Origin of the sequence: Streptomyces sp. TS71-3 (assembly GCF_018327685.1) — a bacterium.
Classification (GTDB): domain Bacteria; phylum Actinomycetota; class Actinomycetes; order Streptomycetales; family Streptomycetaceae; genus Streptomyces.
In genome coordinates this window covers 5,562,834-5,589,274 of sequence record NZ_BNEL01000001.1, presented here as the reverse complement: position 1 = coordinate 5,589,274, position 26,441 = coordinate 5,562,834, and the positions used below count along the sequence as shown (strand labels likewise).

The following is a 26,441-nucleotide window of genomic DNA, read 5'->3' as shown; positions in this document are numbered from 1 at the left end:
GGTGCCGGCCTCCCCCATGGGTGAGCCTGCCCATGCCCCGCACCCCCGCCCGCTCCCCCTCCCTCCGTGGCCGAGTGATCGCGCGGCCGCCCCGGGCCTGCCCGAGGATGGGACGGAGGTGACCCGATGATCGAAGTGCTCCTGCTCCTCGTGGCGGTGCTGCTCTCGCTGGCCTGCGGCGGTTTCGTCGCGGCGGAGTTCTCCCTCACCACGGTCGAGCGCAGCGAGCTCGAAGTCGCCGTGGAGCGTGGCGTGCGCGGCGCCCGGGGCGCCCTGCGGGCCACGCGGCAGCTCGCCTTCCAGCTCTCGGGGGCGCAGCTGGGGATCACGGTCACCAACCTCGTCGTCGGCATGATCTCCGAGCCGTCCGTCGCGAAGCTCCTCACGGGACCGCTCCAGGGCCTCGGAGCCTCGCGGGGCACCGCGCGGTCGCTCGCCCTGGTGCTGGGCACGGCCCTGTCGACCGTGTTCCTGATGATCGTCGGGGAGCTGGTGCCGAAGAACTGGGCGATCTCCTCGCCGCTGGCCGTGGCGCGCCGGGTGGCCGCCCCGCAGCGCTGGTTCAGCACCGCGTTCCGGCCGTTCATCGCACATCTGAACAACACGGCCAACCGCGCGGTGCGCCGCCTCGGCCTGGAGCCGGCCGAGGAACTTGCCTCGGCGCGCAGCCCCCAGGAGCTGATCGCGCTCGTCGAGCACTCGGCGCGGCACGGCGCTCTGGAGGCCGACACGGCCGAGCTGTTCGTGCGCACCCTCAACCTGGCGGAGCTGACCGCCGAGAACGTGATGACGCCCCGGGTCCAGGTGATCGCCCTGGACACGCCTGCGACCTGCGAGGACGTGGCCAACGTGACCCGTGCCACCGGGCTTTCGCGCTTCCCCGTCTACCGCGACAGCCTCGACACCGTGGTCGGCGTGGTGCACATCAAGGACGTGCTGACCGTGCCCGCCGAGCGCAGGCCGGCCACCGCCGTGACGGAGCTGATGCGGGAGCCGCTCCTGGTGCCCGAGACGCTGACCGTCGACCGGCTCCTGGAACGGCTCGCCACCCGCACCCTCGCCGTCGTCGTCGACGAGTACGGCGGCACCGCGGGCGTGGCCACCCTGGAGGACATCGTCGAGGAGGTGGTCGGCCAGGTACGCGACGAGCACGATCCGCACGAGACCCCCGAGCTGGTGCGCAGCGGACGGGACCCGGAGGGCCGCGCCCGGTACGCGGCGGACGGCTCGGCCCGGATCGACCGGCTGGGGAGGATCGGACTGCGCGCCCCCGAGGGGCCCTACGAGACGCTGGCGGGGCTGATCGCGACGGAGCTGGGCCGGATCCCGTCCTCCGGCGACCGGGTCGACGTCGACGGATGGCGCCTGGAGGTGGTGGATGCCTCGGGCCACCGCGCTGCCCGGGTCATGCTGCACGCGCCGCCCGGGCGCCGGGACGGCGGCCATGGCAGCACCCGGGCCGACCTGCACCCCGGGGCGCGGCGACACGGCGGCGACGAGCGCGCCGGGTCCGGGCGGGCCCGTCCGGACCGGGGGTCCGGGGGCGCGGGCGGTCCCGGGACCAGTGAGGGACCTGGCACGGGTGGTGGACCGGGCGAGGGCAACGGGCCCGGTGCGGGCCGTGGACCCGGCGCGGGCCGTGGACCCGGCGCGGGCGGTGGGTCCCACCGCGGCGACCCGCCGGACCACCGGCCGGACGGCGGCCCTGGAGGCGCCCCGTGACCGCCCTGGAACTTCTGATCGGCCTCGCGACGCTGGTCGGCAACGCCTTCTTCGTGGGCGGCGAGTTCGCCCTCGTCTCGGTCCGCCGCAGCCAGGTCGAGCCCCGGGCGCAGGCCGGCGACCGGCGGGCGCGCAGCGTGCTGTGGGGCCTGGAGAACGTGTCCGCGCTGATGGCCGCGGCCCAGCTCGGCATCACGCTGTGCACGCTGGTGCTGGGCATCGTCGCGGAGCCGGCCATCGCGCATCTCGTGGAGCCCCTCTTCAACGCCGCCGGCCTGTCCAAGGGCCTGGTGCACCCCATCTCGTTCGTGATCGCCCTGGTCGCCGCCACCTACCTGCACATGCTGCTGGGCGAGATGATCCCCAAGAACGTCGCGCTGGCCGAGCCGGTACGCAGCGCGCTGCTGCTGGGCCCGCCGCTGGTCGGCGTCGCGCGGGCCCTCCGTCCGGTGATCTTCTCGGTGAACGCGCTGGCCAACGGCGTGCTCAGGCTGCTGCGAGTGGAGGTGCGGGGCGCGGTGCCGGCGACGATCTCGGACGCCGGGCTCGCCCGCCTGGTGAAGGACTCCGGTGACGCGGGTCTGCTCGACGACCGTGCGCAGGAACGGCTGCACGACGCGCTGGAGCTGAGCCGCCGCACGGTGCGCGACGTGCTGCTGCCGCTGGAGCGGGTGGTCTACGCGCGCGTGGGCATCAGCCCCGAGGAGCTGGAGCGGCTGGCCGCCGAGACCGGCTTCTCCCGCTTCCCGGTGGTGGACGAGGGCCGCCGCATCGTCGGCTACCTGCACGTCAAGGACGCCCTGGACGCCATGCCGCGCGACGAGCCGTTCCGCAGGAGCGAGATGCGCGCCATCACGCAGGTGCGGGAGACCACCCCGCTCGACGACGCGCTCACGGCCATGCGCCGCAGCCTCACCCACATCGCGGCGGTGCGGGGCGCGGACGGCAGGCTGGCGGGCCTGGTGACGATGGAGGACGTGCTCAGGGAGCTGTTCGGCCAGCCGGTGTGAGCGATCACGGCGGACTCGCGGGTGCCTCGTGCCCCCGTCGGCCGCGAGGCCGGGCCGTCGGGGCGCCGCGATACGATCGTTGCGCCATGCACGAGAATATCGACTACAAGAGCCTGGTCGCGGTCGGCGACAGCTTCACCGAGGGCATGTCGGACCTGCTCCCCGACGGCTCCTACCGCGGCTGGGCCGATCTCCTCGCCGCGCGCATGACCCTCCGCACCCCCGGCTTCCGCTACGCGAACCTCGCCGTACGGGGCAAGCTCATCGGCCAGATCGTCGACGAGCAGGTGGAGACGGCGGCCGCCATGGGGGCCGATGTGGTCACCCTGGTCGGCGGGCTGAACGACGCGCTGCGGCCGCGGTGCGACATGGGACGGGTGCGCGGGCTCCTCACGCAGGCCGTGGAGCGGCTCGCCCCCTCGTGCGGGCAACTGGTGCTGATGCGCAGCCCGGGCCGCCGGGGCCCGGTGATGGAGCGGATGCGGCCCCGCGTGGAGGCCTTGTTCGACTGCATAGACGAGCTGGCCGCCCGGCACGGCGCCCTCGTCGTCGACCTGTACGGGGCACCCGTGCTGGGTGACCCCCGCATGTGGGACGTGGACCGGCTGCACCTGACGGACGAGGGCCACCGGCGGGTGGCCGAAGCGGTGTGGCAGACCCTCGGCCTGCCTCCCGGGAGCGACTGGCGTGCCGGGCTGCCGGATGCGGTGCGGCCCCCGTGGGCGGCTCGGCGTGCGGCGGACCTCAGCTTCACGCGCCGGCACCTGCTGCCGTGGGTCGGCCGCCGGCTCACCGGCCGCTCGTCGGGCGACGGCCGGGTGGCCAAGCGCCCGGAGCTGCTGCCGTACGAGAGCGGGGCCTGACCCGCCGCCCGCGGTGGCCTGCGCGGATGGCCGTCACCGGCGCCCGCGGGCCCCACTAGAATCGGTTCACGTGACTTCTTCCGCACCCTCCGCGCCGTCCGGCGCCGCCAAGCCCGTCATCCCCAACGTCCTGGCCGGCCGCTATGCCTCGACCGAACTCGCCGCCCTCTGGTCGCCGGAAGAGAAGGTGCGGCTGGAGCGCAGGCTGTGGCTGGCGGTGCTGCGGGCCCAGCAGGGCCTCGGGATCGAGGTGCCGGAGGGTGCGCTCGCCGCGTACGAGCGGGTGCTCGACCAGGTGGACCTGGCGTCCGTCGCCGAGCGCGAGCGGGTCACCCGGCACGATGTGAAGGCCCGTATCGAGGAGTTCAACGCCCTCGCGGGCCACGAGCAGATCCACAAGGGCATGACCTCCCGCGACCTCACGGAGAACGTCGAGCAGCTCCAGGTCCGCCGCTCGCTGGAGCTGGTCCGGGATCGCGCGGTGGCGGTCCTCGCCCGGCTCGGGAAGCTGGCGGGACAGCACGCCGAGCTGGTCATGGCGGGCCGCTCGCACAACGTCGCCGCGCAGGCCACGACCCTCGGCAAGCGCTTCGCGACCGCGGCCGACGAGATGCTGGTGGCGTACGGCCGCCTGGAGGAGCTGCTGGGCCGCTATCCGCTGCGCGGCATCAAGGGCCCGGTCGGCACCGCCCAGGACATGCTGGACCTGCTGGGCGGCGACACGGCGAAGCTGGCCGACCTCGAACGCCGGATCGCCGGCCACCTGGGCTTCTCGCAGGCGTTCGACTCCGTCGGCCAGGTCTACCCCCGCTCGCTCGACTACGAGGTGGTCACGGCCCTGGTGCAGCTCGCCGCGGCGCCGTCCTCGCTGGCGAAGACCATCCGGCTGATGGCGGGCCAGGAACTCGTCACGGAGGGGTTCAAGCCGGGCCAGGTGGGCTCCTCCGCGATGCCGCACAAGATGAACACGCGCTCCTGCGAGCGGGTCAACGGCCTCATGGTGGTGCTGCGCGGCTACGCGTCCATGGCGGGCGAGCTGGCCGGCGACCAGTGGAACGAGGGCGACGTGTCCTGCTCGGTGGTGCGCAGGGTGGCGCTGCCCGACGCGTTCTTCGCCCTGGACGGGCTGCTGGAGACCTTCCTGACGGTGCTGGACGAGTTCGGCGCGTTCCCCGCCGTCGTCGACCGCGAGCTGGACCGCTACCTGCCGTTCCTGGCGACGACGAAGGTGCTGATGGGCGCCGTGCGCGCGGGCGTCGGCCGGGAGGTGGCGCACGAGGCCATCAAGGAGCACGCGGTCGGCACGGCCCTGGCGATGCGCGAGCAGGGCGCGGAGCGCAACGACCTGCTGGACAAGCTCGCCGCCGACGACCGGATCCCGCTGGACCGCGCGGAGCTGGACGCCCTGATGGCCGACCGGCTCTCCTTCACGGGGGCCGCCGCCGACCAGGTAGCGGCGGTGGTCGCCCGGATCGACGGCGTCGTCAAGCAGCATCCGGAAGCCGCCGGGTACGCGCCCGGCGCGATTCTCTGACCGGGGGCGCCGCCATGCCGCGCTTCACCGCCGCGGAGCTGGAGGCCGCCCGCGACCTCCTGGTGCCCGATGTGGCCGCCGAGGGGCTGAAGGTGCTCTTCTGCGGGATCAACCCGGGGCTCTGGACGGCCGCGACGGGCCACCACTTCGGGCGGCCCGGCAACCGTTTCTGGCCGGTGCTGCACCTGTCCGGCTTCACGCCCCGGCAGTACCGGCCGTCCGAGCAGCACGAACTGCTCGGTCACGGCCTCGGCATCACGAACGTCGTGGCCAGGGCAACCGCCCGTGCCGACGAGCTCACGGACGAGGAGTACCGCGAGGGCGGCCGGCTCCTGGCCGGCAAGGTGGCCCGGCTGCGTCCCGGTTGGCTCGCGGTCGCCGGCATAGGGGCGTACCGCACCGCCTTCGGCGACCGGCGCGCCGCGATCGGCCCGCAGGAGACCACCATCGGCGACACCCGCGTCTGGGTGCTGCCCAACCCCAGCGGCCTCAACGCCCACTGGACGGCGGCGACGATGGCGGAGGAGTTCGGGCGCCTGCGGGAGGCGGCCGGGGCCTGAGGGGCAGGGGCCCTCCTTCCATACGGGCCCGGCGTGCGCTCCGGCCGGCATGACGCCGCGACGCGCGGGTGCGCCGCCTTGCACGGGCCCCGGCGGGCACCGGCCCGGCGGGCGCCGCTCAGAGGTGCGGCTGGCGCTCGCCGAGGACGGGCAGGAGCTGGAGCTTGTCGTGGCTCCCGGTGCCGGGTGTGGCGGTGTAGACGAGCAGCGACTGGGCGTGGTCGGGGTCGCGGAGGATCTGGCAGTGGACCTCGACGACACCGAGATCGGGGTGGGCGATGCGCTTGGGGGCGTCGCGCCCGCGGATGCTGATCTCGTGGTCCGCCCACAGGGCGGCGAACTCCTCGCTCCGTGCCAGCAGCGAGGAGACGATCTCCCCGGCGCGGGAGGCGGGCCCCTGGCTGGAGTAGGCGGCGCGGAGCTCCGAGGTGAAGATGCGGCCGTGCCTGGGGTGATCCTCCGAGGGGTAGATCCGGCGGGCCAGGGGGTCGGTGAACCAGCGGTGCACGAAGCTGCGGTCCAGGCCCGTGTAGCGGGTCTCGTCGCCGAGCAGGGCGATGGCCAGGCGGGTCTGCACGAGGGTCTCGCCCACGTCGCTGATCACCTGCGCGGGGGTGTCGGTCAGGCGGTCGAGGATGCGCATCGTGCCGGGGCTCACGTGGTCGCCGCCCCGTCCCCGGGCGGGCGTGTTGTGCCCGGCGATCCGGAAGAGGTGGTCGCGCTCGTCGACGGACAGGCGCATGCCCCGGGCGAGGGCGGCGAGCATCGGCTCGGACGGCAGCGGGCCGCGCTGCTGCTCGATGCGGGTGTAGTAGTCGGCGGACATGCCGCACAGCGCGGCGACCTCCTCGCGGCGCAGCCCATGGGTGCGCCTGCGCGGTCCGCGCGGCAGGCCGACGTCCTCCGGCTGGAGTGCGGAGCGCCGGGTGCGCAGGAAGTCCGCGAGCTGTTCACGGTCCATGAGGCGATCGTCCGTTCCGTTGGATGTGGGGGCCGGGGCCCTACGAGGGCAGGGCCCCGGTGGGAGGCGCCGTGCGACGGAGGCCGCCGCGTCGGGCCGCCGCCTGCCTACCGGGCAGCGGCGGCCGTCCCGGAGGCCTCCGAGAGCTGTCAGAGCAGGCTGCCGCCGGATGCCTCGATGCGCTGGGCGGTGATCCAGCCCGTGCCCGGGGCCAGCAGAGCGGCGATCGCACCTCCGATGTCCTCGGCCTCACCCACCCGGCCCAGCGCGGCCTGGGAGGCGATGACCGTGCGGAGCTGCTCGTCGTCGCGGAGCACACCGCCGGCGAAGTCCGTGCCGATCGGACCGGGAGCGACGGCGTTCACGCTGATGCCGCGGCCGCCCAGCTCCTTGGCCAGGTACCGCGTCCAGGTCTCGATCGCTGACTTGACCGAGCCGTAGACGGACCATCCCTCGCCGACGAACCTGGCGAGGCCGGTGGAGAGGTTCACGATGCGCCCGCCGTCGGCGATCAGCGGCAGCAGTTCCTGGGTGAGGAAGAGCACGCCCCTGAAGTGTACGTTCACCAGCAGGTCGAACGCCTCGACGGTGGTCTCGCCGAGCGGGGTCACCACGGCCGCACCCGCGTTGTTGACGAGGAAGTCGAAGGACTCGCGGTCCCAGACGGTTTCCAGGGCCTGACGGACGGTGGCGGCGAAGGCGGGGAAGGTGTCCAGAGCGGTGGTGTCCAGCTCCAGGGCGACGGCCCTGGCCCCCGCCGCGGTCACGGCGTCGACGACGGCGGCCGCCTCGTCCTTGTGGGACCGGTAGGTGAGGATGACGTCGGTGCCCGCCTCGGCGAGCTTGAGGGCGGTGGCCCGGCCCAGGCCGCGGTTCCCGCCGGTGACAAGGGCGATCTTCTTCTGGCTCACATGGCCTCCTCGTGGTGGTGGCGGGGCCCGTGCGGGAGGCACGGGCAGAGGACCCGCCACCGACGACGATCCGCCCTGTCCGGGAGCGGATGAAGGCACAGCTCATCCAGGGACGGCCCGTCCCCCTTTCAGCGTCCGGGGCCCTCGGGCGGGCAGCGGCTCTGCGGATGGCTACGGCAGGTCGATCACCGTGACGGCGACCAGCAGGGCAGGCGGCTGGGCGGGGTCGAGCCGGGACACGGCGAGGGCTATCAGGCGGCTGCCCGTCTCCCACACGCGGGCGTCGCTGGCGAGAGCGCTGAGGTACGCCCAGGGCTCGGGTATGTGCTCACCGCGCTCCATCCCCCGAATCAGCAGACCGCTGAGGGGGACGGTGTTCCCCCCGGCGCCGTAGCGACCGTCGAGGCTGATCCCCAGTCCGTCACGCTCCGCCTCGCACTGCTCCTCGGCCAACTCGCGCAGGCCGCAGCCGGATGCGTCACCGGCTGCGCCTTCCGTCCTCAACTCCCTGATGAAGTAGCCCGGTCCACCGATGCCCAGGTCCGATGTGCCGTGCTCCGCGGGGAATTCCCGGGCCAGCAGCGCATCGATGGTGGCGAGGTGCGGGACGGTGCTCATGCCACCAGTAAACCCGGGGGCGCCGACATCTCGACCTGGCACCCCGTCAGCACCGTGCGGGCGCATGCGAGGTGCCCGGGCGTTTCGGAGCGGCCGGGCCCGGCGTTCCACGCGACGATTCCGCATCGTGTTCGCGCGCTGCGCACGCCCCCGTACTCGCCGCCACCCCCTCCTGGCGAGTAACATCCGGCCATCACGCGCACTGGCTGGGAGGACGGACGTTGGGGCGGCTGACCGGCGGGGATCCTTCTCTGCTGCGGAGGATCAATTCGGCGGTGGTGCTGCATGCGCTGCGCGCCACGGACTCGGCGACACTGACCGAGATCACGCACGTCACCGGCCTGTCCAGGCCCACCGTGGAAGGCGTCGTGGAGGGCCTGATCGAGGCCGGCCTCGTGGTGGAGGCACCTGCGGAGGAGGGCGGAACGCGGCGTCAGGGGCGCCCCGCCCGCCGGTTCCGGTTCCGCGCGGAGGCGGGACACCTGCTGGGCCTTGAGATCGGCGCCCACCGGGTCGCGGCCGTCCTCTCCGACCTGGACGGCCAGGTGCTCGGCACCGGGGCCAAGGAGGTGCCCGAGACGGCCTCCGCGGACGAACGGCTGGACCGGCTGCGGTCGGTGGTCGCCGACCTGCTGCGCCGGGCCGGCGTCCCGCGGGGCTCGCTGCGGGCCGTCGGCGTGGGAAGTCCCGGCATCGTGGAGGCCGACGGCACGGTCCGGCTGGGCACCGCGCTGCCGGAGTGGACGGGACTGCCGCTGGGCGAACGGCTGCAACGCTCGTTCAAGTGCCCGGTGCTCGTGGAGAACGACGCCAACACCGCTGCCGTGGCCGAGCACTGGAAGGGCGCCGCGCGCGAGTCGGACGACATGGTGTTCGTGCTGGCGGGTCTCAGCCCGGGCGCCGGCTCGCTGATCGGCGGACGGCTGCACCGGGGGTACGGCGGCGCGGCGGGCGAGATCGGCGCGCTCCACCTGCTGGGCCGCGAGGTGACCCCGGAGACCCTGCTGTCGACGACGGACGAGCCGCTCAACCCGCTGGACGAGCAGGCCGTGGCGGAGGTCTTCCGCAGTGCGCGGGAGGGCGACGTGCGGGCGCGCGCGGCCGTCGACCGCTTCATCCAGCGCCTGGTGCACGACGTTGCGGCGCTGGTGCTGGCCCTCGATCCGGAGCTGGTCGTGGTGGGCGGCTGGGCCGCCGGACTCGACGGCGTCCTGGAGCCGCTCCGCGGCGAGCTGGCCCGTTACTGCCTGAGGCCGCCGCGGGTCGCCCTGTCGATGCTGGGCGAGGCGGCGGTGGCCACCGGAGCGCTGCGGCTCGCGCTGGACCATGTGGAGGAGGAGCTGTTCGCCGTGGAGGGCACGGTGACGGCGCGGCGCTGAGGCGCTTGCTCCCCGAGCGCCCCGGGCCGGTCCGCGCCCCCTGGCGGGACGGGCGTGGGCATGACGACGGGCGCCGACCGGTGGCCGGCGCCCGTGGAGCAGGCGCGCGAGAGCGTCAGGAGGCTCGGGTCTCCGGGCCGTGGTGGATCTCGACGCCGCCGGAGTCGCCGAAGGTGAGCCGGCAGGTGTCGGCGCGGTAGGTGGCGACCGAGACGGCTGCCGTGCGCCCCTCGCAGAGGTACCGGGTGGTGACGACGAGCACCGGGGCACCCGGGAGGCGGTCCAGCTCCTTGGCGTCGTCGGCGCCGGCGGACCCCAGTTCCACGGAGCGGTCCTGGCCCTCCAGCGGCTGCCGCTGGAGTTCGCGGAGCACGGCACGCGCGCGTGTGGTGCCCGTCGGGGCGTCTATGGCGGAGAGGTCGGGGACCGACCTGGACGGGATGTAGAGCAACTCCGCTGCGACCGGCTGGCCGTGCGAGACGCGGCTGCGGCGGACCGTGTGCACGGGCTCCCGCGCGTCGGTCTCCAGCATCCGCGCCACGGCGGCGGGCGGAGTCGTCAGGGTGCTGTCGACGGCCTGCCAGGCGTCGTCGCCGGCGTCCGGCCAGGTGTCGCCGGACGTGCCGACGGAGACGCCCACACGGGGCGGCGCGACGGTGGTGCCGACGCCGCGGCGGCGCTGCAACCGGCCTTCGAGTTCGAGCTGTTCCAGTGCCTGCCGGAGCGTGGCGCGCGCGACGCCGAAGCGGGCGGCGAGCTCGCGCTCGTTCGGCAGGATCTCCCCGACCGCGAACTCGGAGTCGAGCGCCTCACTGAGCACGGTCCTGAGGTGCCAGTACTTGGGCTCCGGCACCGATTCGAGCTGCGTGGTCCCCACCCTGTCCTCCGCAATCGCCATGTCCTGGCAGAGTTTTGACTTCGTTCTTTATTAAAGGTTCCTGCACTATGCCTGACGATACGGCGGTGCCGGAAGTTGGTCAAGACCAATCCGGAGACCGTTACCGTGCGTAGTGCCGGCCTTCTCCCGGTACGGCGGGCTGCGACGCGCCGCCGGCATCCGGACGCGGCGAAGCGCCCCACCGAGGCGTGGCGGGGCGCTTTGAGGCCCTTTCAGGGCCATGGGGGTCCGGCGGCAGGGGTGTGGGGCGCTTCGGACCGGCGATCGGGCCGGGATCCGCCCGGATCCGCTTGAACGCCGGCGAAACGTGTTCCTGTACCGACCGGATGGGTTCAGGCGCCCCGAACGGGCTCAGGCGCCGCCCGGATGGGCTCCGGACCCGTCCAGATGGCCGAGCTTGTCGGGGTTGCGCAGGAGGTAGACGCGCTGGATGCGCCCGTCGGAGACCTCCACCTGGCAGACGCTGTCCAGCGTGTCCCCGGAGAGGATCAGGAAGGCGATCTCGCCGTTGACCTCGGCGTACTCGAACCGCATGTCGGGCACGGAGCGGGTGCGCACGCCGAGCACGAACCGCCCCACCTTGTCCGCGGATTCGATGACCCGTACCGGGGCCCGCGCCTTGCCGCCGCTGTCCGCCACCAGGCGCGCGTCGGGCGCGAGCAGCGCCATCAGGCCCTCCAGGTCGCCGTCGAGCGCGGCGGCCAGGAAGCGTTCGGTGAGGTCGCGGCGGACGGCGGGGTCGACGTCGTAGCGGGGCCGCCGTTCGTCGACGTACTTGCGGGCCCTGCTGGCGAGTTGGCGGACGGCGGGCTCGCTGCGGTCCAGAGTGGCGGCGATCTCCGCGAAGGGCAGCCCGAACGCCTCCCTGAGCACGAAGACGGCGCGCTCCAGCGGCGACAGGGACTCCAGGACGACGAGGACGGCGAGCGAGACGGTGTCGGCGAGCACGACACGCTCGGCCGCGTCGGGCTCGGTCCGGTCGAGGTCGGTGACGAGCGGCTCGGGCAGCCAGGGGCCCACGTAGGCCTCGCGGCGTGCGGTGATCTGGCGCAGCCGGTCGATGGCGAGGCGGGTGACGACGCGGATCAGGTACGCGCGCGGGGACCGCACCGCGTCGCGGTCGGCGTCCGACCAGCGCAGCCACGCCTCCTGGACGACGTCCTCCGCGTCCGCCACCCGGCCGAGCATCCGGTAGGCGACGCCCATCAGCACCGGACGGTGCTCCTGGAAGACGTCGACCGCCCTGTCCGTTCCCACACGCCCATCCCAGCGGACGTCACCGCCGCTGTCCAGGCGAATCGGGCGCGTCGTGCGCCACAGGGCGGGCGCGCGGCCAGGGGCGCCGTCCGCTCGGGGTTCGGGGCCGCTTCCCCTCTGGGTTCGAGTCCCGTGCGCGCACCCCGGCCGTCGTCCAGGGGCACGGCCACGAGGTGTGCGCCGACCGGTTCCCGGGTGCGATTCCGCGCTCGTGCCGGCGACCACACAGAGTGAGTCAGGTGGCCGGCAGGCGTCCATCCGGGGCATGCCGTGCGAGCGTACCTGACGGACCGGCAGATCGCCGGAAGCGCCCTCCCACCAGCGAAGAAGGACCGCCGTCCGGGCCCCGCGAGAGGGCCGGGACCCGGCTTTACCTGACGGTCACGAAGCGTTCGTGACGCGGCAACACCTCTTGTGGAGAGTTCCAGCATGAGTCCAGACATGTCTGATGTGACGCGCACGAAACACGGCCGCCCGGTCCACCACTGGCGCCGGGACCTGGTGGAGCTGGCGGCGCTCTTCACGGCGGTCGCGGTCGCCGACGTCACGGCGAACCTCATCGGACACGGGCCCGACGGTCCCCTGCTGCTGTGCGTCTCCGCGATGGTGCTGCTCGCCACGGCAGGCTTCCACACATGGTGGGCACGCCGCCACAGCCATGCCCCACCGGCGGCCGGCGCCCCCGCGCCCGCCGGGCGGTCCGGGTACGCCGCTGCGGGGGCCGCCGAGGCCGGCACGTCCACGCGCACCCCGTCCGGCGCACCCCAGGACGCCTCCCCGGCCGCGGCCACGCCGGCCGCGGAACCCTCGGCCTCCGTCCCGTCCCCCGCCGCCCCGTCTCCCACCCGCACCCCCGAGTCCGACGCCACCGCGACCACGCTGTGGCGGATGCGGACGACCGTGCGGGACGCGCCGGGGTCGCTCGCCGTGCTGTGCTCCGCACTGGCCGAACGGGAGATCGACATCCTCAGCCTGCAGACGCACCCGCTGGCCGACGGCACGGTCGACGAGTTCCTGCTCCGCATCCCGGTGCCGCTGACCTCGGCGGACGTCAGCGGCACCGTCTCCGCAGTGGGAGGCGGGGACACCTGGATGGAGCGTGCCGACGCGCACGACCTGGTCGACACGCCCACCCGCGTGCTCGGCCTCGCCACCCGCACCGCCCTCGACCCCGCGGAGCTGCCCCTCGCGCTGCGCGGGCTGCTCGGCCGGTGCACCATCCGCTCGCTGCCCGCGCACGCCGCGCGGCCCGCCGGAAGTCCGGCTCCCTCCGCAGCCGAAGGCGCCCACGGCACGCCTGCCGGGACCGCGCCGGACGGGCCCCGCGCTTCGGGATCCCTTCGCTGCGTAGGCGAGCCGGCCCGGACGGACGGTGTCCGGGTCGCGGGCCGGGGTGTCCTGCCACCCGTCGAAGGGGCGCTGGACGGCACCGTGCTGCATCTGCGCGCGCCGGACGGTGAGCTGATCACCGTGGAGCGCCCCTATCTCCCCTTCACCCCCACGGAGTTCGCGCGGGCCAGGGCGCTGGTCGAGCTGGACGCGCGGCTCGGCCCCCGCGTGCCCGGCGGCCGCGACGTCCTCACGCTGCCGCGCGGCCAGGCGATCACCGTGCGCCGCGCCGACACCACCGACCTCGCCGCTGCCAGGGCCATGCACGCCCGCTGCTCCGCCGACACCCTGGCCCGGCGCTACCACGGCCCCGCCGGCGACACGGACGGCTACCTCGACCACCTGCTCAGCCCCCGCTTCGGCCGGACGCTCGCCGCGCAGACGGCGTCCGGGCGCATAGTGGCCCTCGGCCACCTGCTCTGGGACGGTGACGAGACCGAGGTCGCCCTGCTGGTCGAGGACGACTGGCAGCGCCGCGGCATCGGCCGCGAACTCCTCGGGCGGCTGGTCGCGATGGCCGTCGAGGCGGGCTCCTCGCACGTCTATGCCGTCACCCGGGCGTCCAACACCGGCATGGTCGCCGTGATGCGCGGCCTCGGCCTCCCGCTGGACTACCAGATCGAGGAGGGCACCCTCGTGATCACGGCCCGCCTCGACCCGCTGCCGGCCCGGGTGCCCGAGCACCTGCGGCACAGTCAGCGCGGCTGAGCCACCGCGGCGCCGAGACGGCCGTGCCGGCCGCCTCGGCGCCAGGGCCCGTCTCCCGGTGCCGGCACCCCCGCGGCCCGTCCGGCGCGCGTCCGGATCACCGGGCCCGCACTCGTAGCGTCCGGTGATCTTGTCGTCCCAAGCCCCGAATCCAGCTGACGCCGACGCCCTCGCCGTATGAGGATGGCTCCATGTCAGAGTCGAAGATCACGCTGCCCCGAGCGGTCGCCGACGCCTACGTCGACGAGTACATCGCCCTCGATCCCGTCACCGGCACCTTCCTCGGTGTCAAGGAGAGCCACAGCAAGCTGCCCGACTACTCCCCCGCCGGCCAGGAGGCCCGCGCGGAGCTCGCCCGGCGGACGCTGGCCCGGCTCGACGAGGCCGAGCACGCGCCCGGCGCGGACCAGGACGTCGAGCGCCGCTGCGCCCGCCTGCTGCGCGAACGGCTGACCGCCGAGCTCGCCGTGCACGAGGTGGACGAGCACCTGCGTGCCGTCAGCAACATTCACTCGCCGGTGCACGCGGTCCGCCAGGTGTTCACGGTCACCCCGGCCGAGACCGAGGAGGACTGGGCGGCGATCGCCGAGCGGCTGCGGGCGGTGCCGGCCGCGTTCGAGGGCTACCGCGCCACGCTCGCGCTGGGCCTCGAGCGCAAGCTGCTCGCCGGGCCCCGCCCCACGGCGACCTTCGTGGAGCAGCTCACCGAGTGGGCCGACCCGCACAACACCGGCCGGAGCTGGTTCGTGGAGTTCGCGGAAGCCGCCCCCGAGGCGCTGCGCGTCGAGCTGGCCGAGGCCGCCAGGGCCGCCGGCGACGGTGTGCTGGCGCTGCGGGACTGGATGCGCGGCGTGTACGCGCCGGCCGTGGAGGGCGCCCCGAACACGGTCGGCCGGGAGCGCTACGCCCGCTGGGCGCGCTACTTCAACGGCACGGACCTCGACCTCGACGAGGCCTACGCGTACGGCTGGGCGGAGTACCACCGCCTGCTCGGCGAGATGCGGACCGAGGCGCAGAAGATCCTGCCGGGCGCCGCCACCCCCTGGGAGGCGCTGGCGCACGCGGACCAGCACGGGCGGCACATCGAGGGCGTCGACGAGGTCCGCGACTGGTTGCAGAGCCTGATGGACCGCGCGATCGACGAGCTGGACGGCACCCACTTCGAGCTTGCCGAGCCGATCCGCAGGGTGGAGTCCCGCATCGCCCCCGCGGGAAGCGCCGCCGCGCCCTACTACACGGAGCCCTCGGAGGACTTCTCGCGACCGGGCCGCACCTGGCTGCCGACCATGGGCCAGACCCGCTTCCCGGTCTACGACCTCGTGTCCACCTGGTACCACGAGGGTGTGCCGGGGCATCACCTCCAGCTCGCGCAGTGGATCTACGTCGCGGAATCCCTCTCCCGCTACCAGGCGACCCTCGGCATGGTGAGCGCCAACTGCGAGGGCTGGGCGCTCTACGCCGAGCGGCTCATGGACGAGCTGGGCTTCTTCACCGACCCGGAGGAGCGGCTCGGCCACCTTGACGGGCAGATGATGCGGGCCGCCCGGGTCATCGTCGACATCGGCATGCACCTGGAGCTGGAGATCCCGGCGGACTCGCCGTTCCACCCGGGCGAGACGTGGACGCCCGAGCTGGCCCAGGAGTTCTTCGGGAAGCACAGCAGCCGCCCGGCGGACTTCGTGGCGAGCGAGCTCACCCGCTACCTGTCCATGCCGGGCCAGGCCATCGGCTACAAGCTGGGCGAGCGCGCCTGGCTGCTGGGCCGCGAGAACGCCAGGAAGCGGCACGGCGACTCCTTCGACGCCAAGGCCTGGCACATGGCGGCCCTCTCCCAGGGCTCGCTGGGCCTCGACGATCTGGTGGAGGAGCTGTCCAAGCTGTAACCGGCCACCGCTCCGGGTCCCCGGCCCGCTGGCCCGCGGGCGGGAGACCCGCGGGCTCCGGTGCCGCCCCGTCCGGCCTGTGTAGCCGCCTCAACGATCAGCGGGCGAACCCGCCGTCCGAGTCGATGACCCGGCCGGTGATCCATGCCGCCTCGTCGGTAGCGAGCCACGCGATCAGCCGGGCCGGGTCGTCGGGTATGCCCCAGCGCCCGCCGGGGAACATGGCGGCGATCCGGGCGTGGTCGTCGCCCGTCCGGTAGCCGGTGTCCACGGGCCCCGGGTTGACGGTGTTCACGGTGACGGCGCTCGGGGCGAGCGTGGTGGCCAGGGAGCCCGTGACGGAGGCGAGGGCGCCCTTCTGGAGGCTGTAGGCCAGCTCGTCCGGCATGCCGCCGTGGTGGTCCTGGCCGGAGGTCATCATCACCACCCGGCCGCCGGGGGCCCGGGGCGGGAGCGCGTCGCGCAACCGGGCGTAGGCCTGGACGAGGAGGATCACCGACCGGGCGTCCACGGCCCAGTGCGCGTCGAGCATGGCGGCGTCGATCGTGTCGAGCCGCCCGTCGGAGGCGCTGAGGGCGTGGTTGGCGACGAGGATGTCGAGCCGCCCGCCGAGCGCGGCGGCGGCACGGCCGACGAGTTCGGCGGGCGCGGCAGGATCGGCGAGGTCGCCGGGGCCGTCGGCGACCAGCGCGGCGGGGTCGGCCAGTGCCTCCCGGACGCCTGCGACCACGTCCTCGACCCGGTCGGCGCCCCAGGGCATCGCGGCGTCGTGCGGCACGTGGTGGTGCACGTAGACGCTCGCGCCGTAGGCGGCCAGCCTCCGGGCCACGGCATAGCCGATGCCGTGGCGGCGGCTGGCTCCGGTGACGAGCGCGGTACGGCCGCGGAGCGGCAGCGGGTCGCGGCGGAGTTCGGCGGCGGGGAGCGGGGAGTAGGGAGGCATGGTCGGCCATCATGGCGGCGGCCGGGCGGGCGCGCATCCGGTTTTCCGCGCCCGGTCACCCGGCTCGTGCACCCGGCGGCCACCCGGCCCGTATGCCCGGCCCATGCGCCCGGCCCATGCACGTAGGCCGGGCCGGGCGCCTGGGGCGCCTGATCCCTTCAGCGTCCGCCCTCCCGCTGCCGCACGGACGATCCCTCGCGCCCCTTGACCACCTCCAGTTGGGTGTGGATCCGGCGCCGCAGGTCGGGGACGTGGCTGACGATGCCGACGCTGCGGTCGCGCTCGCGCAGGGCGTCCAGGACGTCGAGGACCTCGTCGAGGGTCTGGTCGTCCAGGCTGCCGAAGCCCTCGTCGATGAAGAGGGTGTCGAGCCTGACGCCGCCGGCCTCGTCCGTGACGACGTCCGCGAGGCCGAGGGCGAGGGCCAGCGAGGCGAAGAAGGTCTCGCCGCCGGACAGGGTGGCGGTGTCGCGCTCGCGGCCGGTCCAGGCGTCGACGACGTGCAGGCCGAGACCGGAGCGGCCGCGGCCCGAACGGTCGTCGGAGTGCACCAGGGTGTACCGGCCCTGGGACATCCGCTGGAGCCGGCTGGAGGCGGCCGCGGCGACCTGTTCCAGGCGGGCGGCCAGGACGTAGGACTCCAGGCGCATCCTGCGCTCGTTCTCGGCGGAGGTGCCCGCGGTCAGCGCGGCGACCCTGGCGACGCGGTCGTGGCCGGCGCGCAGCGGTGCGAGCCGGCGGGCCGCGGCGGCGGCGCGGGCGGACAGGCGGCCGAGTTCGGCGCGGCGCCGGGCGGCGGCGTCGTGGGCGGAGGCCGCCTGGCGCAGCCTCAGCTCGGCGGCCTCCGCGGCGCGTTCGGCGGCGCCGGGGTCGGCCGGGGGGCGTTCCGCCGCCGCGGCGGTGTCCGGTTCGGCGAGCACGGCGCGGACGGCGGCCTCTTCCTGGTGCCGGGCATCGAGGCGGCGCTGCAGCTCGCGGTGGCCGGCGGCGTCGAGGAGCGCGCCGGCGGCGGCCTCCGGGGTGTCGAATCCGGCGCGGAAGGCGGCGTCGGCGAGGCGTGCGTCGGCGTCCTTGACCCGCTGGGCGGTGTCCTCGGCGGTGCGAGCGGCCTCCGCGGCCTCCGCGAGGAGGGCGGCTTGGTCCTCCAGGCGGCGGGCGCGGGCGGCCACGCTGCCGGCGTCCCCGCGCGCGCGGGTCAGTTCCGCCTCCAGGGCCGTCCGTTCGCGGTCGAGCACGTCGCGCAGGGAGGCCCGGGAGGCGGCGCGGCGCGCGGCCTCCTGCTGGGCGTCGAGCCGCCGGCCGTGCTCCTGCTCGGCGTGGGCGAGTGCCTCGCGGGCGGCGTGGGCGCCGGACGCGGCGCGGTGTGCCTCGGCGTGCTGCCGCCGCAGGTCGTCGGCCTCCCAGGCGAGGTCGGCCGTGGCGGTCGCCGACGCCTCTGCGGTGGCCGCCGCAAGGGCTTCGCGGGTGCGGCTCAGCGTCCGCTCGCACTCGGCGCGGACCTCTTCGGCGCGCTGGTGTCCGGCGAGGGCGGCCTCCTCGGCGCGGGCGTCGACATGGCCGGCGGCCTTGCGGGCGGGGGCGGGGTGGTGGGTGGAGCCGCAGACGTCGCAGGGGCGGCCGTCCTCGAGTCCGGCGGCGAGTTCGGCGGCGATGCTGCGCAGCCGCTGTTCCTTCAGGTCGAGCCAGTGCTCGCGGGCGGCGCCGGCGCGTTCACGGGCGGCGAGCGCCTGGGCCTGGGCTCCGGCCGCCTCGCCGGTCAGGCGGTCGCGGCGGCGGGCGGCGGCGAGCTTCGCCTCGGCCGCCTCCAGCCGTCCGGCCAGCTGCTCGGTGCGGGCGGCGGCCTCCTGGGTGCCGTCGACATCCGCCTTCAGCGCGGCATGCGCCTGCTCCCAGCCGGCGAGCCAGCTGCCGGACTCCTCCAGCAGGTCGTCGTCGGCGCGTTCCTGGCGGTCGAGTGCGGTGCGCTCCTGCGTGATCTCCGTGAGACGGGCCTCGGCGCGCCGGGCGGTCTCCAGGCCGCCGAGCTCTTCAGCGGCCCTCCGTGCGGCGGTCGCGAGGCCCGGGGCGCCGGCGCCGGACAGCTCAGCCGGCAGGACGGCACGCGCGCGTGCCTCCGCCTCGCGTGCGGCGCGGTGCTCGGCGGCTGCCGCGTCCCTGAGCTGGAGCGCGGGGGCGACGGTCTCGGCCTTGCGGGCGCGTTCCATGGCCCGCTGGTCGCGGTGGTGTGCCTCGGCCGTCGCCGCGAGGTGCTCCGCGCGCTCGCGGGCGGCAGCGGACCTGCGCTGGAGGCGGTGCAGTTCGCGGGCGCCGTCGAGCTGCTGGGCCGCGGCGCTCCCGGCGGCTTCGGCGGCGGTGAGGGCGGCCGCCCTGGCGGCGAGCTGCTCGCTGGCGCTGCCGCGGGCGACGGCGGCCCAGGTGAGCAGGGTCTCCGCGAGACCGGGGTCACCGGGTGCGGCATCCGGCAGCGGGAGTTCGAGGGCGTCGCCGGCGGCCTGCTGGATGCGGTGGGCGTCGGCCAGCAACTCGGTGTCGGCGTCACGGACGGCCGCCTCGCCGGAGCGGCGGCGCTCGGCCAGGTGCTGCTCGACGGCGGCGAACCTGCGGGTGTCGAAGAGCCTGCCGAGGAGCCGGCCGCGGGCCTCGGCGTCTGCCCGCAGGAACCGTGCGAAGTCTCCCTGGGGCAGCAGGACGACCTGGCAGAACTGCTCCTTGCTCATCCCGAGCAGGATGCCGATCTCCTCCCCGATCTCCTGGTGGGAGCGGCTGAGGTCGCGCCAGGTGCCGCCGTCCGAGCGGTACTCCCTGAGGGCGCTCTGCGCCTTGTCGGTGGTGGTGCCGCTGCCGCGCCGCTTGGGGCGCTCCCACGGGGGCTGCCGGGTGACTTCGAGACGCCGTCCGGCGACGGTGAATTCGAGGCACACCTCGGTGCGGGTGCCGGCGTCCGCGTGGTCGCTGCGGAGCCCGCCGCCCTGCCGCACGCCGGGCACCGAGCCGTAGAGGGCGTAGCACACCGCGTCGAGGACGGAGGTCTTGCCGGCGCCGGTCGGGCCGTGCAGCAGGAAGAGGCCGGCGGCCGACAGCGCGTCGAAGTCGGCTTCCTGGCTCCCGCCGAAGGGGCCGAAGGCGGTGATCCGCAGCCGGTGGAGCCTCACCTGACCACCTCGCGCAGGGCGTCCTCGGCACGGGCGCCGTCGAACGCGTCGCGCAGCAGGGCGCGTTCGTCCTCGTCGGGCCCGGTGCCGCGCACGTGGGCGATGAAGTCCTCGGCGATCTGCTGGTCGTCACGGCCCGCGAGGCGGCGTGCGTAGGACTCGTCGGGGTCGCCGGGGGGCCGCTCGGGGGCGAAGAGCAGGCTGAGGACGCCGGGGAAGCGCTCGGTGAGCCGGGCCATGGGCTCCGCGGGCCGCACGGGGTCGGTCAGGGTGGCCTCCACCCAGGCGTCCTCGTGCTCGGCGAGCGCGGGGTCGGCGAGCAGGTCCTCCAGGTGGCCGCGGATCCGGGCGAGCGGACGCGGCACGGGGCAGTCGACGCGCTCCGCGGTCACTCCGCCGTCGGCCGCGAGGTCGACGAGCCAGGTGCTCTTGCGGTGGCCGGCCTCCGAGAACGAGTACGCGAGCGGGGAGCCGGCGTAGCGCACGCGGGGGTTGATGGTCTGGCAGCCGTGCAGGTGGCCGAGGGCGACGTAGTCGACGCCGGAGAAGACTCCCGCGGGGACCGCGGCGACGCCGCCGACCGTGATGTCCCGCTCGCTGTCGCTGGCCTCGCCGCCGGTGACGAAGGCGTGCGCGAGCGCCACGGAGCGGGTGCCGGCGGGCCGGGCCGCGAGGTCGGCGCGTACGCGGTCCATCGCGGCGCCCAGGACCGCCTCGTGGCTCGGCCCCGTCACCTGGAACTCGTCCTTCACCAGCGCGGGTTCGAGGTACGGCAGGCCGTAGAAGGCGACCTCCCCGTGCCGGTCTCGCAGCAACACAGGCGTGGCGCAGCCGGCGGGGTCGGTGCGCAGGTGGATGCCGGCGCGGCCGAGCAGCCCGGCCCCGACGCCGAGCCTGCGGGCCGAGTCGTGGTTCCCGGAGATCATGATGGTCGGTACGCCGAGGCCGGCCAGCCGGTGCAGGGTGTCGTCGAACAACTCGACGGCCGCCAGCGGCGGTACGGCCCTGTCGTACACGTCACCGGCGACGAGCACGGCGTCCACGGCCCTCTCGCGCACGGTGTCGACCAGGTGGCCGACGAACGCGGCCTGGGCGTCCAGCAGGCTGGCCCGGTGGAACGACCGTCCCAGGTGCCAGTCCGACGTATGCAGAAACCTCACGGTCCCCGACCCTATCGGCCGCCACTGACGGCACCTCTGATCCCTGTGGCCGCCCGGGCGTCTCGGGCACCCGTCGCCGCCGGACCCGCCCGGCCGCGGATGTCCCCACCCGGCGTCAGCCCTCCCCGTAGGCCTCGCCGCCGAGTTCGAGGCGCGCGGCGCCCGCGGTGGCCGCGGCGAGCCAGGCGCGGAAGGCGGGGACGTCGGCGTCGGCGAGCGCGACGGTGAGGTCGACCGCCTCGCCGTAGTGCACGTCGCGTACGTCGTGCCCGGTGGCGCGCAGGTCGTTCTGGAGGCGGCCCGCGCGCTGGTGGTCGACGGTGACGGTGGCGAGGCGGAAGCGCCTGCGCGTGACGGTGCCGAGCGCGTCCAGTGCCTCGCCTACGGCGCCGCCGTAGGCGCGGATGAGGCCGCCGGCGCCGAGTTTCACCCCGCCGAAGTAGCGCGTGACGACGGCGACGACGTACCGCATGTCGCGGCGGAGCAGCATCTGCAGCATGGGGACGCCGGCCGTACCGCCCGGCTCGCCGTCGTCGCTCGCCTTCTGCACGGACGCGTCGGCACCGATGACGTAGGCGAAGCAGTTGTGGTTGGCGTCCGCGCGGGCGGCGCGGACGCGCGCGATCAGCTCCTGGGCCTCCTGCTCGGTGCCGGCGGGTGCGAGGGTGCACAGGAAGCGCGAGCGGTTGACGTCGGTCTCGTGGCTGCCCTCGCGGGCGACGGTGCGGTACTCGTCCGGCATCCGCCCAGCGTATGCGCAGGCCCGGCGGTGGTGATCAGGGGCCGGCGGGCGGGAAGCAGTCGATGCCGTCGATCGCCGTGCCCGCCGAAGGTGCCTGCTCGGGCACGGGCGAGGCGCCCTCGTCGCGCCCGCGGCCGGCGTGGATCCGGAGCATTCCATCGATGCCGTGCAGCAGGGTCTCGCCGACCTGGACGGGGTCGTCGAGGTGGCCGGTGCTCATCGCGCCGTCGCGGATCATGACGAAGTGCCGTCCGGCGTTCTCGGCGGGCGCGCCCGGGAACCTGGCGAACAGCGCGGTGATCGTCCGCAGGAACCACTCGCGGTGTCGCGCGACGGCCCGGCGGACCGGGTGGTCGGGATCGGGGAACTCGGCTGCCGCGTCGAGGAAGGCGCATCCGCGGAAGCCGGGCGAGCGGATCTGCTCGGCCAGGGACGCACCGATGCCCCGCAGGATGTCGTCGGCCGGAAGGTCCGCGGCCACCAGGGCGTCGATCTCGGAGCGGATCGCCTGGTCGACGCTTTCGAGGTAGGTGACGGCCAGGTCTTCCTTGCTGCGGAAATGGCGGTAGAAGGTGGCGTTGGTGATCTTCGACTCGGCGACCAGGCGGTCGACGCCCACCGAGCGGATGCCCTCCGCGTAGAAGAGCTGCCCGGCGGTCCTCAGGAGTCGCTCTCGGGCCTCGGAGACCCTCCTGCCAGCTTCCGTCTGCTTCACGCCCCCCAATATAGCAGGTAGAACGGTCTCTCTTGTTTAGGAGGCCGGAGTGTGCCAGTCTACGAAATAGAGAGAGACCGTTCTCTCTACCTAGGGATGAGGTTTCCCATCCCCTCACTCGCTGGAGAACCCCATGGCATCCGTCGCCTCTGCCGAGCACGTCAGCGTCACACCCGCACTGCGCCGGCTGTACGTCATCCGCTTCGTCTTCGCCGCCGCGTGGGCGGCGCTCCTCGTGGTGTCCGGCTCCCACTTCACCACCGGGGTGAAGCTGCTGCTGGTCCTCTATCCCGTCTTCGACGTGGTCGCGGCCGTCGTCGACGCCCGGTCGGCGCGCGCTGCCGGGGCGCTCAAGGGCCTGTACGCCAACATGGCCATCAGCACGCTCGCCGCCGTCGGCATCGGGGTGGCAAGCGCCTCGGGCATCGCCGGCGTGCTGCGCGTCTGGGGCGCGTGGGCGATCGTCTCCGGCCTGGTCCAGCTCCTCGTGGGCGTCGCGCGCCGGCCGCTGGGCGGCCAGTGGGCCATGATCGTCAGTGGTGGCATCTCGGTGCTGGCCGGCGCGTCCTTCATCCGAGGCGCCTCACAGGACAACCCCTCGCTGACCACCCTCGCCGGCTACGCCACGCTCGGAGGGATCTTCTTCCTCGTCTCGGCGATCCGCCTGTCCCGCTCGGCCCGCAGGGCCTGACCCGGACCGGCCCGCAGGGCCTGACCCGGACGGGAATGGCCCGTCGCCACCCCTTGCTTTCCCTCACATGGGTATCGATGGCAACGGAGGGAACGACATGAGCAACGACCGGGAGACAGCCCGCAAGATCCTCACGGAGCTCGGCGACACCTGGGCGATCGTGGGTCTCTCGTCGAACGAGCGGCGCCCGGCCTACGGGGTCGCGCAGCTCCTGCAGCGCCACGGCAAGCGGATCGTCCCGGTCCACCCCAAGGCCGAAACCGTGCACGGGGAGAAGGGGTACCCGTCTCTTGATGCGATTCCCTTCGACGTCGACGTGGTCGACGTCTTCGTGAACAGCACCCTCGCCGGGGCCGTCGCCGACGAAGCCGTCGCCAAGGGCGCCGAGGCGGTGTGGTTCCAGCTCGACGTGATCGACGACGCCGCATACGCGCGCACGCGCGCCGCGGGCCTGGAGATGGTCATGAACCGGTGCCCGGCGATCGAGTACCGGGCCATGGCCTAGGTCCGCGGGGTTTGCTGATCCGTGAGCGGCGGATCGCTGGTGGGCATCGCAAACACGGTGCCCACCAGCGCCATTTCCTCGCTTCGCCGGCCGCGCGAACGCCGTGGCCCCTCCCGACGCTCAGCCGCGGAGAGCCTTGTGCCGGGCAGCCGCGCGGGTGCGAGCCCACGCCTCGGGGAGCTGCTGCTCCCGGGAAGCGGCTGCGGCGCTCTCGCGACCGTGCAGGAGCCCCCAGGAGAAGCCGGGCTCGCCCGCCGCGTGCGCGGAGATCGCCAGCCGCCGCAGGGCGGATCGGGTCACCACGCTGTCGTGCTGGGCTCCGCTCACCCGCTGCACCGCCCTGGCGCGCCTGCCGAGGCGCCGCGCGGGCTTGCCGAGGGCCGGATGGGCCGCCTCCGCGGCGTAGCGGAGCCTCTTGGCGGCCTTGCGCGCGTGGTGGATCGCGGCGTCGCGCTCAGGGCCCGAAGGCATGTCGAGCGCATGGTCCATGCGCTGGACGAGCCGGCCGTACTCCTTCTGGAGTGCCTTGGCCAGGACCTTCTCGGGCTTGCCGGCGGCCTTGGCACGCAGCGGCGGGTCGTCGGTCAGGGCCCGCAGTTTCTCCAGCAGGCCCAGGTAGCGGGGCGAGGCGAGTGCGTCGAGGGTGCGTTGGCGGCCTTCGGTCCACTCCGCCTCGTGCCAGATCTTCAGGCGCCCCGCGACGGGGCCGAGGACCACCTCGTCGGGGAGCTCCCGGACGCCGGAGACCAGCCGCTCGTGGAGCACCTCGTGGTCGCGTTCCGCGCCGAGCTCCCCCGCGAGCCAGCTCAGATCGGCCCGGATGGGGTCGGTGGCCTCACGGTCGAGGACGGAGCGGTAGGACCGCAGGCAGCCGCGCAGGCGGCGGGCCGTGGTGCGCATCCGGTGCACGGCGTCGGGCAAGCCGCGCCGCACGGCCGGGTCGAGGTCGATCAGGCGACCGGCAAGGCGGTCCACGTAGGCGAGCACGTGCTCACCGGCCGAGCCCCGGGCGGCGCTCGCGCGCGCGTCCGGAGTACCGCCCAGGACGTCCAGGAGGGGGGTCGTCTCCGCCAGGGCGCGGGCCACCTTGGACGGGCTCTGCGCGCGGTCGACGCCGTTCTCGCGCAGCACCGCCTCGATGCCGTCGAGGAGCACGGGGTCCCCGTCGCCGGGGAGTTCGACCTCCATCTCCGTCCACCCGGTGTGCCCGCCGCCGTCGAGCAGCGCCTCGGCGCGTACCGCGTCCATGCTCAGCTCGGCCAGGATGGCGTGCTCGGCGTCGAGGAGGTGGCGCAGGGAGCGGGTGGAGCGGATCCGCACCACCGGCCGCAGCGGTGCTCCGCGGGTGCGGGAGAGGCTGAGCTCCACCAGCTCCCCCGGGACGTCCTGCGACGACAGCGGTGCCGTGATCTCCTCACGGCTGTCGCCCGCCAGGGGCAGCTTCAGGTGCCAGCCGGAATCCGTGCCGCCCGTCCTGCGCCGCAGGGACGCGCCGGAGCGGGTCAGCCTGAGGTCGTCGGTGTCGTAGTAGACGGCGTCCAGGTCCTGGATCCCCCGCTCCGCGAGCGAGGTGACCGGTCCCACACCGGTCAGGTCGGGCAGCCATGAGACGCTGTCTGCCGACGGTGCCGCGTATTTCCGTTCTGTCTCTCGTTTCGACTCAGCCATGGAGAACCGGTTGACACGAACTGGGGACTCAAACCGGCACGTTCAAGGCTTTTGCTCACTCCCCGGGCGTGGACCGCCCGCCGGCGAGCCCCTCGGCCGTTCGGGGCGCAGACCACCAACCCGCCCAAGGAGGCGGTGAATTGGCGGCCCGCGTACCTCACGGCGGTGACCGGCCGGCCAGGGGGTACCGCAAAGCCACACGTGCCCGGAAGCAGGGGCAGTCGTCCGGGTCCGCGGGTACGGGGAGCAGGGCGGACAGGAGGAGACCCTAGGAGGGGACCTTGGCAGGCGAGACGGAGGACGGGCTGGACTGGCGTGCGTTCGCGCAGCAGCTGGCCACGATGGCGCGCGATCTCCTGGCCCAGGACACGGTGAACACCACGCTCGAAAGGATCACCCGCTCGGCCGTCGAGCTCGTCCAGGGCTGCGACGCGGCCGGCATCCTCATCCTTCAGGGGGGAGCGGTGCAGACGCTGGCACCGACCGACCAGATGGTCATCGACAGCGATCAGCTCCAGGAGCGCCTCGCAGAGGGCCCGTGCTTCGACGCGGCCTACGGCCCCACGGACGATCGCGTCTTCCGGATCGCCGATCTCACCGACGAGCAGCCGCGCTGGCCGTCCTATGCGCCCGAGGCACGGAAGCTCAAGGTGGGCAGCATGATGGGGTTCCTCCTGTACACGGAGGACGAGGACCTCGGCGCGCTGAACCTCTACTCGCACCTGCCCGGCGCGTTCACCGAGGCCAGCGAGACCGCGGGGTGGGTCCTGGCCTCGCACGCGGCGGTGGCCTTCTCCGGCGCCCGCACGCATGCCCAGATGCAGCACGCCCTCGACACCCGGCACGTCATCGGTGAGGCCATGGGCATCCTCATGGGCAGCCGCCGCCTCACCGAGGAGCAGGCCTTCGACGTGCTCAGGCGCTACTCGCAGGATCACAACATCAAACTCCGCGAGGTCGCCCGGCAGCTCTCCGAGAGGGGGCGCCTGGGATGAGGGCGGCTCCCCGGCACTCGTTCCGTACCGGAGGAGCCTAGGCCAGGCCGGCCCCCTAGGGGAGCGCCGCCGACCGGGCCCTCACCCCCCAAGTCCCCCAAGTCGCGCCGCCCACACCCGCTGGAGCCGTGGCGGTGGGTGGCGCGCCGCCGCGACGGCCGGCGGTCACACACCCCT

At 74.3% G+C, this 26,441-nt stretch carries 22 protein-coding genes; 11 read left to right on the top strand and 11 right to left on the bottom strand.

Annotated elements, in window-relative coordinates; all coding sequences use genetic code 11:
• The first annotated feature begins 126 nt into the window (after nt 1-126).
• From Sm713_RS22790 to mug, 5 genes are all read left to right on the top strand, one after another.
• On the top strand, nt 127-1,722 hold the full coding sequence (locus Sm713_RS22790) for a hemolysin family protein (protein WP_212911398.1): 1,596 nt from the start codon (nt 127-129) through the stop codon (nt 1,720-1,722).
• The gene (locus tag Sm713_RS22785; protein ID WP_212911397.1) at nt 1,719-2,732 is read left to right on the top strand and encodes a hemolysin family protein; all 1,014 of its coding nucleotides are present in this window, start codon (nt 1,719-1,721) and stop codon (nt 2,730-2,732) included. The genes Sm713_RS22790 and Sm713_RS22785 overlap by 4 nt, the downstream gene beginning before the upstream one ends.
• A gap of 86 nt (nt 2,733-2,818) precedes the next feature.
• Nucleotides 2,819-3,595 (top strand): SGNH/GDSL hydrolase family protein, encoded by a 777-nt coding sequence (locus Sm713_RS22780; protein ID WP_212911396.1) that lies wholly within the window; start codon nt 2,819-2,821, stop codon nt 3,593-3,595.
• A gap of 70 nt (nt 3,596-3,665) precedes the next feature.
• A complete protein-coding gene (gene purB, locus Sm713_RS22775) occupies nt 3,666-5,129 on the top strand; it encodes an adenylosuccinate lyase (RefSeq protein ID WP_212911395.1) in 1,464 nt (487 codons plus the stop codon).
• Nucleotides 5,130-5,143: 14 nt separating this feature from the next.
• Entirely contained in the window at nt 5,144-5,689 is a 546-nt protein-coding gene (gene mug / locus Sm713_RS22770; RefSeq protein ID WP_212911394.1) for a G/U mismatch-specific DNA glycosylase, read from the top strand.
• 118 nt (nt 5,690-5,807) lie between these two features.
• Here mug and Sm713_RS22765 read toward each other — a convergent pair whose 3' ends face one another.
• From Sm713_RS22765 to Sm713_RS22755, 3 genes are all read right to left on the bottom strand, one after another.
• Nucleotides 5,808-6,650, bottom strand: coding sequence for a helix-turn-helix transcriptional regulator (locus Sm713_RS22765; protein WP_212911393.1), 843 nt, complete (start codon nt 6,648-6,650; stop codon nt 5,808-5,810).
• A 149-nt stretch (nt 6,651-6,799) separates the two neighbouring features.
• Complete coding sequence (locus Sm713_RS22760) at nt 6,800-7,561, bottom strand: SDR family NAD(P)-dependent oxidoreductase (RefSeq protein WP_212911392.1); 762 nt, start codon at nt 7,559-7,561, stop codon at nt 6,800-6,802.
• A 171-nt stretch (nt 7,562-7,732) separates the two neighbouring features.
• A complete protein-coding gene (locus Sm713_RS22755; protein ID WP_212911391.1) occupies nt 7,733-8,179 on the bottom strand; it encodes a hypothetical protein in 447 nt (148 codons plus the stop codon).
• Between the two features lie 221 nt (nt 8,180-8,400).
• Between Sm713_RS22755 and Sm713_RS22750 the strand changes: the two genes are divergently transcribed.
• The gene (locus tag Sm713_RS22750) at nt 8,401-9,558 is read left to right on the top strand and encodes an ROK family transcriptional regulator (RefSeq protein ID WP_212911390.1); all 1,158 of its coding nucleotides are present in this window, start codon (nt 8,401-8,403) and stop codon (nt 9,556-9,558) included.
• Nucleotides 9,559-9,673: 115 nt separating this feature from the next.
• Here the strand turns inward: Sm713_RS22750 and Sm713_RS22745 are convergent, their stop codons facing one another.
• A complete protein-coding gene (locus Sm713_RS22745) occupies nt 9,674-10,435 on the bottom strand; it encodes a GntR family transcriptional regulator (protein ID WP_212912204.1) in 762 nt (253 codons plus the stop codon).
• Nucleotides 10,436-10,807: 372 nt separating this feature from the next.
• Nucleotides 10,808-11,713: an RNA polymerase sigma factor SigJ gene (sigJ, locus tag Sm713_RS22740; RefSeq protein WP_249416447.1), complete on the bottom strand. Its 906-nt coding sequence runs from the start codon at nt 11,711-11,713 to the stop codon at nt 10,808-10,810.
• A 441-nt stretch (nt 11,714-12,154) separates the two neighbouring features.
• Between sigJ and Sm713_RS22735 the strand changes: the two genes are divergently transcribed.
• Nucleotides 12,155-13,810, top strand: coding sequence for a GNAT family N-acetyltransferase (locus tag Sm713_RS22735; RefSeq protein WP_249416446.1), 1,656 nt, complete (start codon nt 12,155-12,157; stop codon nt 13,808-13,810).
• Between the two features lie 191 nt (nt 13,811-14,001).
• On the top strand, nt 14,002-15,693 hold the full coding sequence (locus tag Sm713_RS22730; protein WP_212911389.1) for a DUF885 domain-containing protein: 1,692 nt from the start codon (nt 14,002-14,004) through the stop codon (nt 15,691-15,693).
• 97 nt (nt 15,694-15,790) lie between these two features.
• Here Sm713_RS22730 and Sm713_RS22725 read toward each other — a convergent pair whose 3' ends face one another.
• The 5 genes from Sm713_RS22725 to Sm713_RS22705 form a co-directional block, all read right to left on the bottom strand.
• The gene (locus Sm713_RS22725; RefSeq protein WP_212911388.1) at nt 15,791-16,636 is read right to left on the bottom strand and encodes an SDR family oxidoreductase; all 846 of its coding nucleotides are present in this window, start codon (nt 16,634-16,636) and stop codon (nt 15,791-15,793) included.
• Nucleotides 16,637-16,794: 158 nt separating this feature from the next.
• Nucleotides 16,795-19,788, bottom strand: coding sequence for an AAA family ATPase (locus Sm713_RS22720; RefSeq protein WP_212911387.1), 2,994 nt, complete (start codon nt 19,786-19,788; stop codon nt 16,795-16,797).
• Nucleotides 19,785-20,948 carry an exonuclease SbcCD subunit D gene (locus Sm713_RS22715; RefSeq protein ID WP_212911386.1) on the bottom strand — a complete coding sequence of 388 codons (1,164 nt, stop codon included), beginning with the start codon at nt 20,946-20,948 and terminating at the stop codon, nt 19,785-19,787. Before Sm713_RS22715 ends, Sm713_RS22720 begins: the two co-directional genes overlap by 4 nt.
• Before the next feature lie 115 nt (nt 20,949-21,063).
• Nucleotides 21,064-21,690, bottom strand: a complete 627-nt coding sequence (locus tag Sm713_RS22710) for a YigZ family protein (RefSeq protein ID WP_212911385.1) — start codon at nt 21,688-21,690, stop codon at nt 21,064-21,066.
• Nucleotides 21,691-21,724: 34 nt separating this feature from the next.
• A complete protein-coding gene (locus tag Sm713_RS22705) occupies nt 21,725-22,414 on the bottom strand; it encodes a TetR/AcrR family transcriptional regulator (RefSeq protein WP_212911384.1) in 690 nt (229 codons plus the stop codon).
• A 124-nt stretch (nt 22,415-22,538) separates the two neighbouring features.
• Here Sm713_RS22705 and Sm713_RS22700 point away from each other — a divergent pair, with 124 nt between their 5' ends.
• Together Sm713_RS22700 and Sm713_RS22695 are read left to right on the top strand one after the other, a co-directional pair.
• Entirely contained in the window at nt 22,539-23,096 is a 558-nt protein-coding gene (locus Sm713_RS22700; RefSeq protein ID WP_212911383.1) for a hypothetical protein, read from the top strand.
• A 97-nt stretch (nt 23,097-23,193) separates the two neighbouring features.
• Complete coding sequence (locus Sm713_RS22695; RefSeq protein ID WP_212911382.1) at nt 23,194-23,601, top strand: CoA-binding protein; 408 nt, start codon at nt 23,194-23,196, stop codon at nt 23,599-23,601.
• A 120-nt stretch (nt 23,602-23,721) separates the two neighbouring features.
• Here Sm713_RS22695 and Sm713_RS22690 read toward each other — a convergent pair whose 3' ends face one another.
• Nucleotides 23,722-25,269, bottom strand: coding sequence for a CYTH and CHAD domain-containing protein (locus tag Sm713_RS22690; protein ID WP_212911381.1), 1,548 nt, complete (start codon nt 25,267-25,269; stop codon nt 23,722-23,724).
• Nucleotides 25,270-25,610: 341 nt separating this feature from the next.
• On the opposite strand from Sm713_RS22690, the gene Sm713_RS22685 reads away from it, so the two are divergent.
• On the top strand, nt 25,611-26,264 hold the full coding sequence (locus Sm713_RS22685; protein WP_212912201.1) for a GAF and ANTAR domain-containing protein: 654 nt from the start codon (nt 25,611-25,613) through the stop codon (nt 26,262-26,264).
• The last annotated feature ends 177 nt before the right edge of the window (nt 26,265-26,441 follow it).

Coding starts and splice junctions, on each gene's coding strand:
- Sm713_RS22790 (WP_212911398.1), top strand. CDS start 127: ATGATCGAAGTGCTCCTGCTCCTCGTGGCGGTGCTGCTCTCGCTGGCC.
- Sm713_RS22780 (WP_212911396.1), top strand. CDS start 2,819: ATGCACGAGAATATCGACTACAAGAGCCTGGTCGCGGTCGGCGACAGC.
- mug (WP_212911394.1), top strand. CDS start 5,144: ATGCCGCGCTTCACCGCCGCGGAGCTGGAGGCCGCCCGCGACCTCCTG.
- Sm713_RS22765 (WP_212911393.1), bottom strand. CDS start 6,650: ATGGACCGTGAACAGCTCGCGGACTTCCTGCGCACCCGGCGCTCCGCA.
- Sm713_RS22755 (WP_212911391.1), bottom strand. CDS start 8,179: ATGAGCACCGTCCCGCACCTCGCCACCATCGATGCGCTGCTGGCCCGG.
- Sm713_RS22735 (WP_249416446.1), top strand. CDS start 12,155: ATGTCTGATGTGACGCGCACGAAACACGGCCGCCCGGTCCACCACTGG.
- Sm713_RS22730 (WP_212911389.1), top strand. CDS start 14,002: ATGTCAGAGTCGAAGATCACGCTGCCCCGAGCGGTCGCCGACGCCTAC.
- Sm713_RS22725 (WP_212911388.1), bottom strand. CDS start 16,636: ATGCCTCCCTACTCCCCGCTCCCCGCCGCCGAACTCCGCCGCGACCCG.
- Sm713_RS22710 (WP_212911385.1), bottom strand. CDS start 21,690: ATGCCGGACGAGTACCGCACCGTCGCCCGCGAGGGCAGCCACGAGACC.
- Sm713_RS22700 (WP_212911383.1), top strand. CDS start 22,539: ATGGCATCCGTCGCCTCTGCCGAGCACGTCAGCGTCACACCCGCACTG.
- Sm713_RS22695 (WP_212911382.1), top strand. CDS start 23,194: ATGAGCAACGACCGGGAGACAGCCCGCAAGATCCTCACGGAGCTCGGC.
- Sm713_RS22690 (WP_212911381.1), bottom strand. CDS start 25,269: ATGGCTGAGTCGAAACGAGAGACAGAACGGAAATACGCGGCACCGTCG.
- Sm713_RS22685 (WP_212912201.1), top strand. CDS start 25,611: ATGGCGCGCGATCTCCTGGCCCAGGACACGGTGAACACCACGCTCGAA.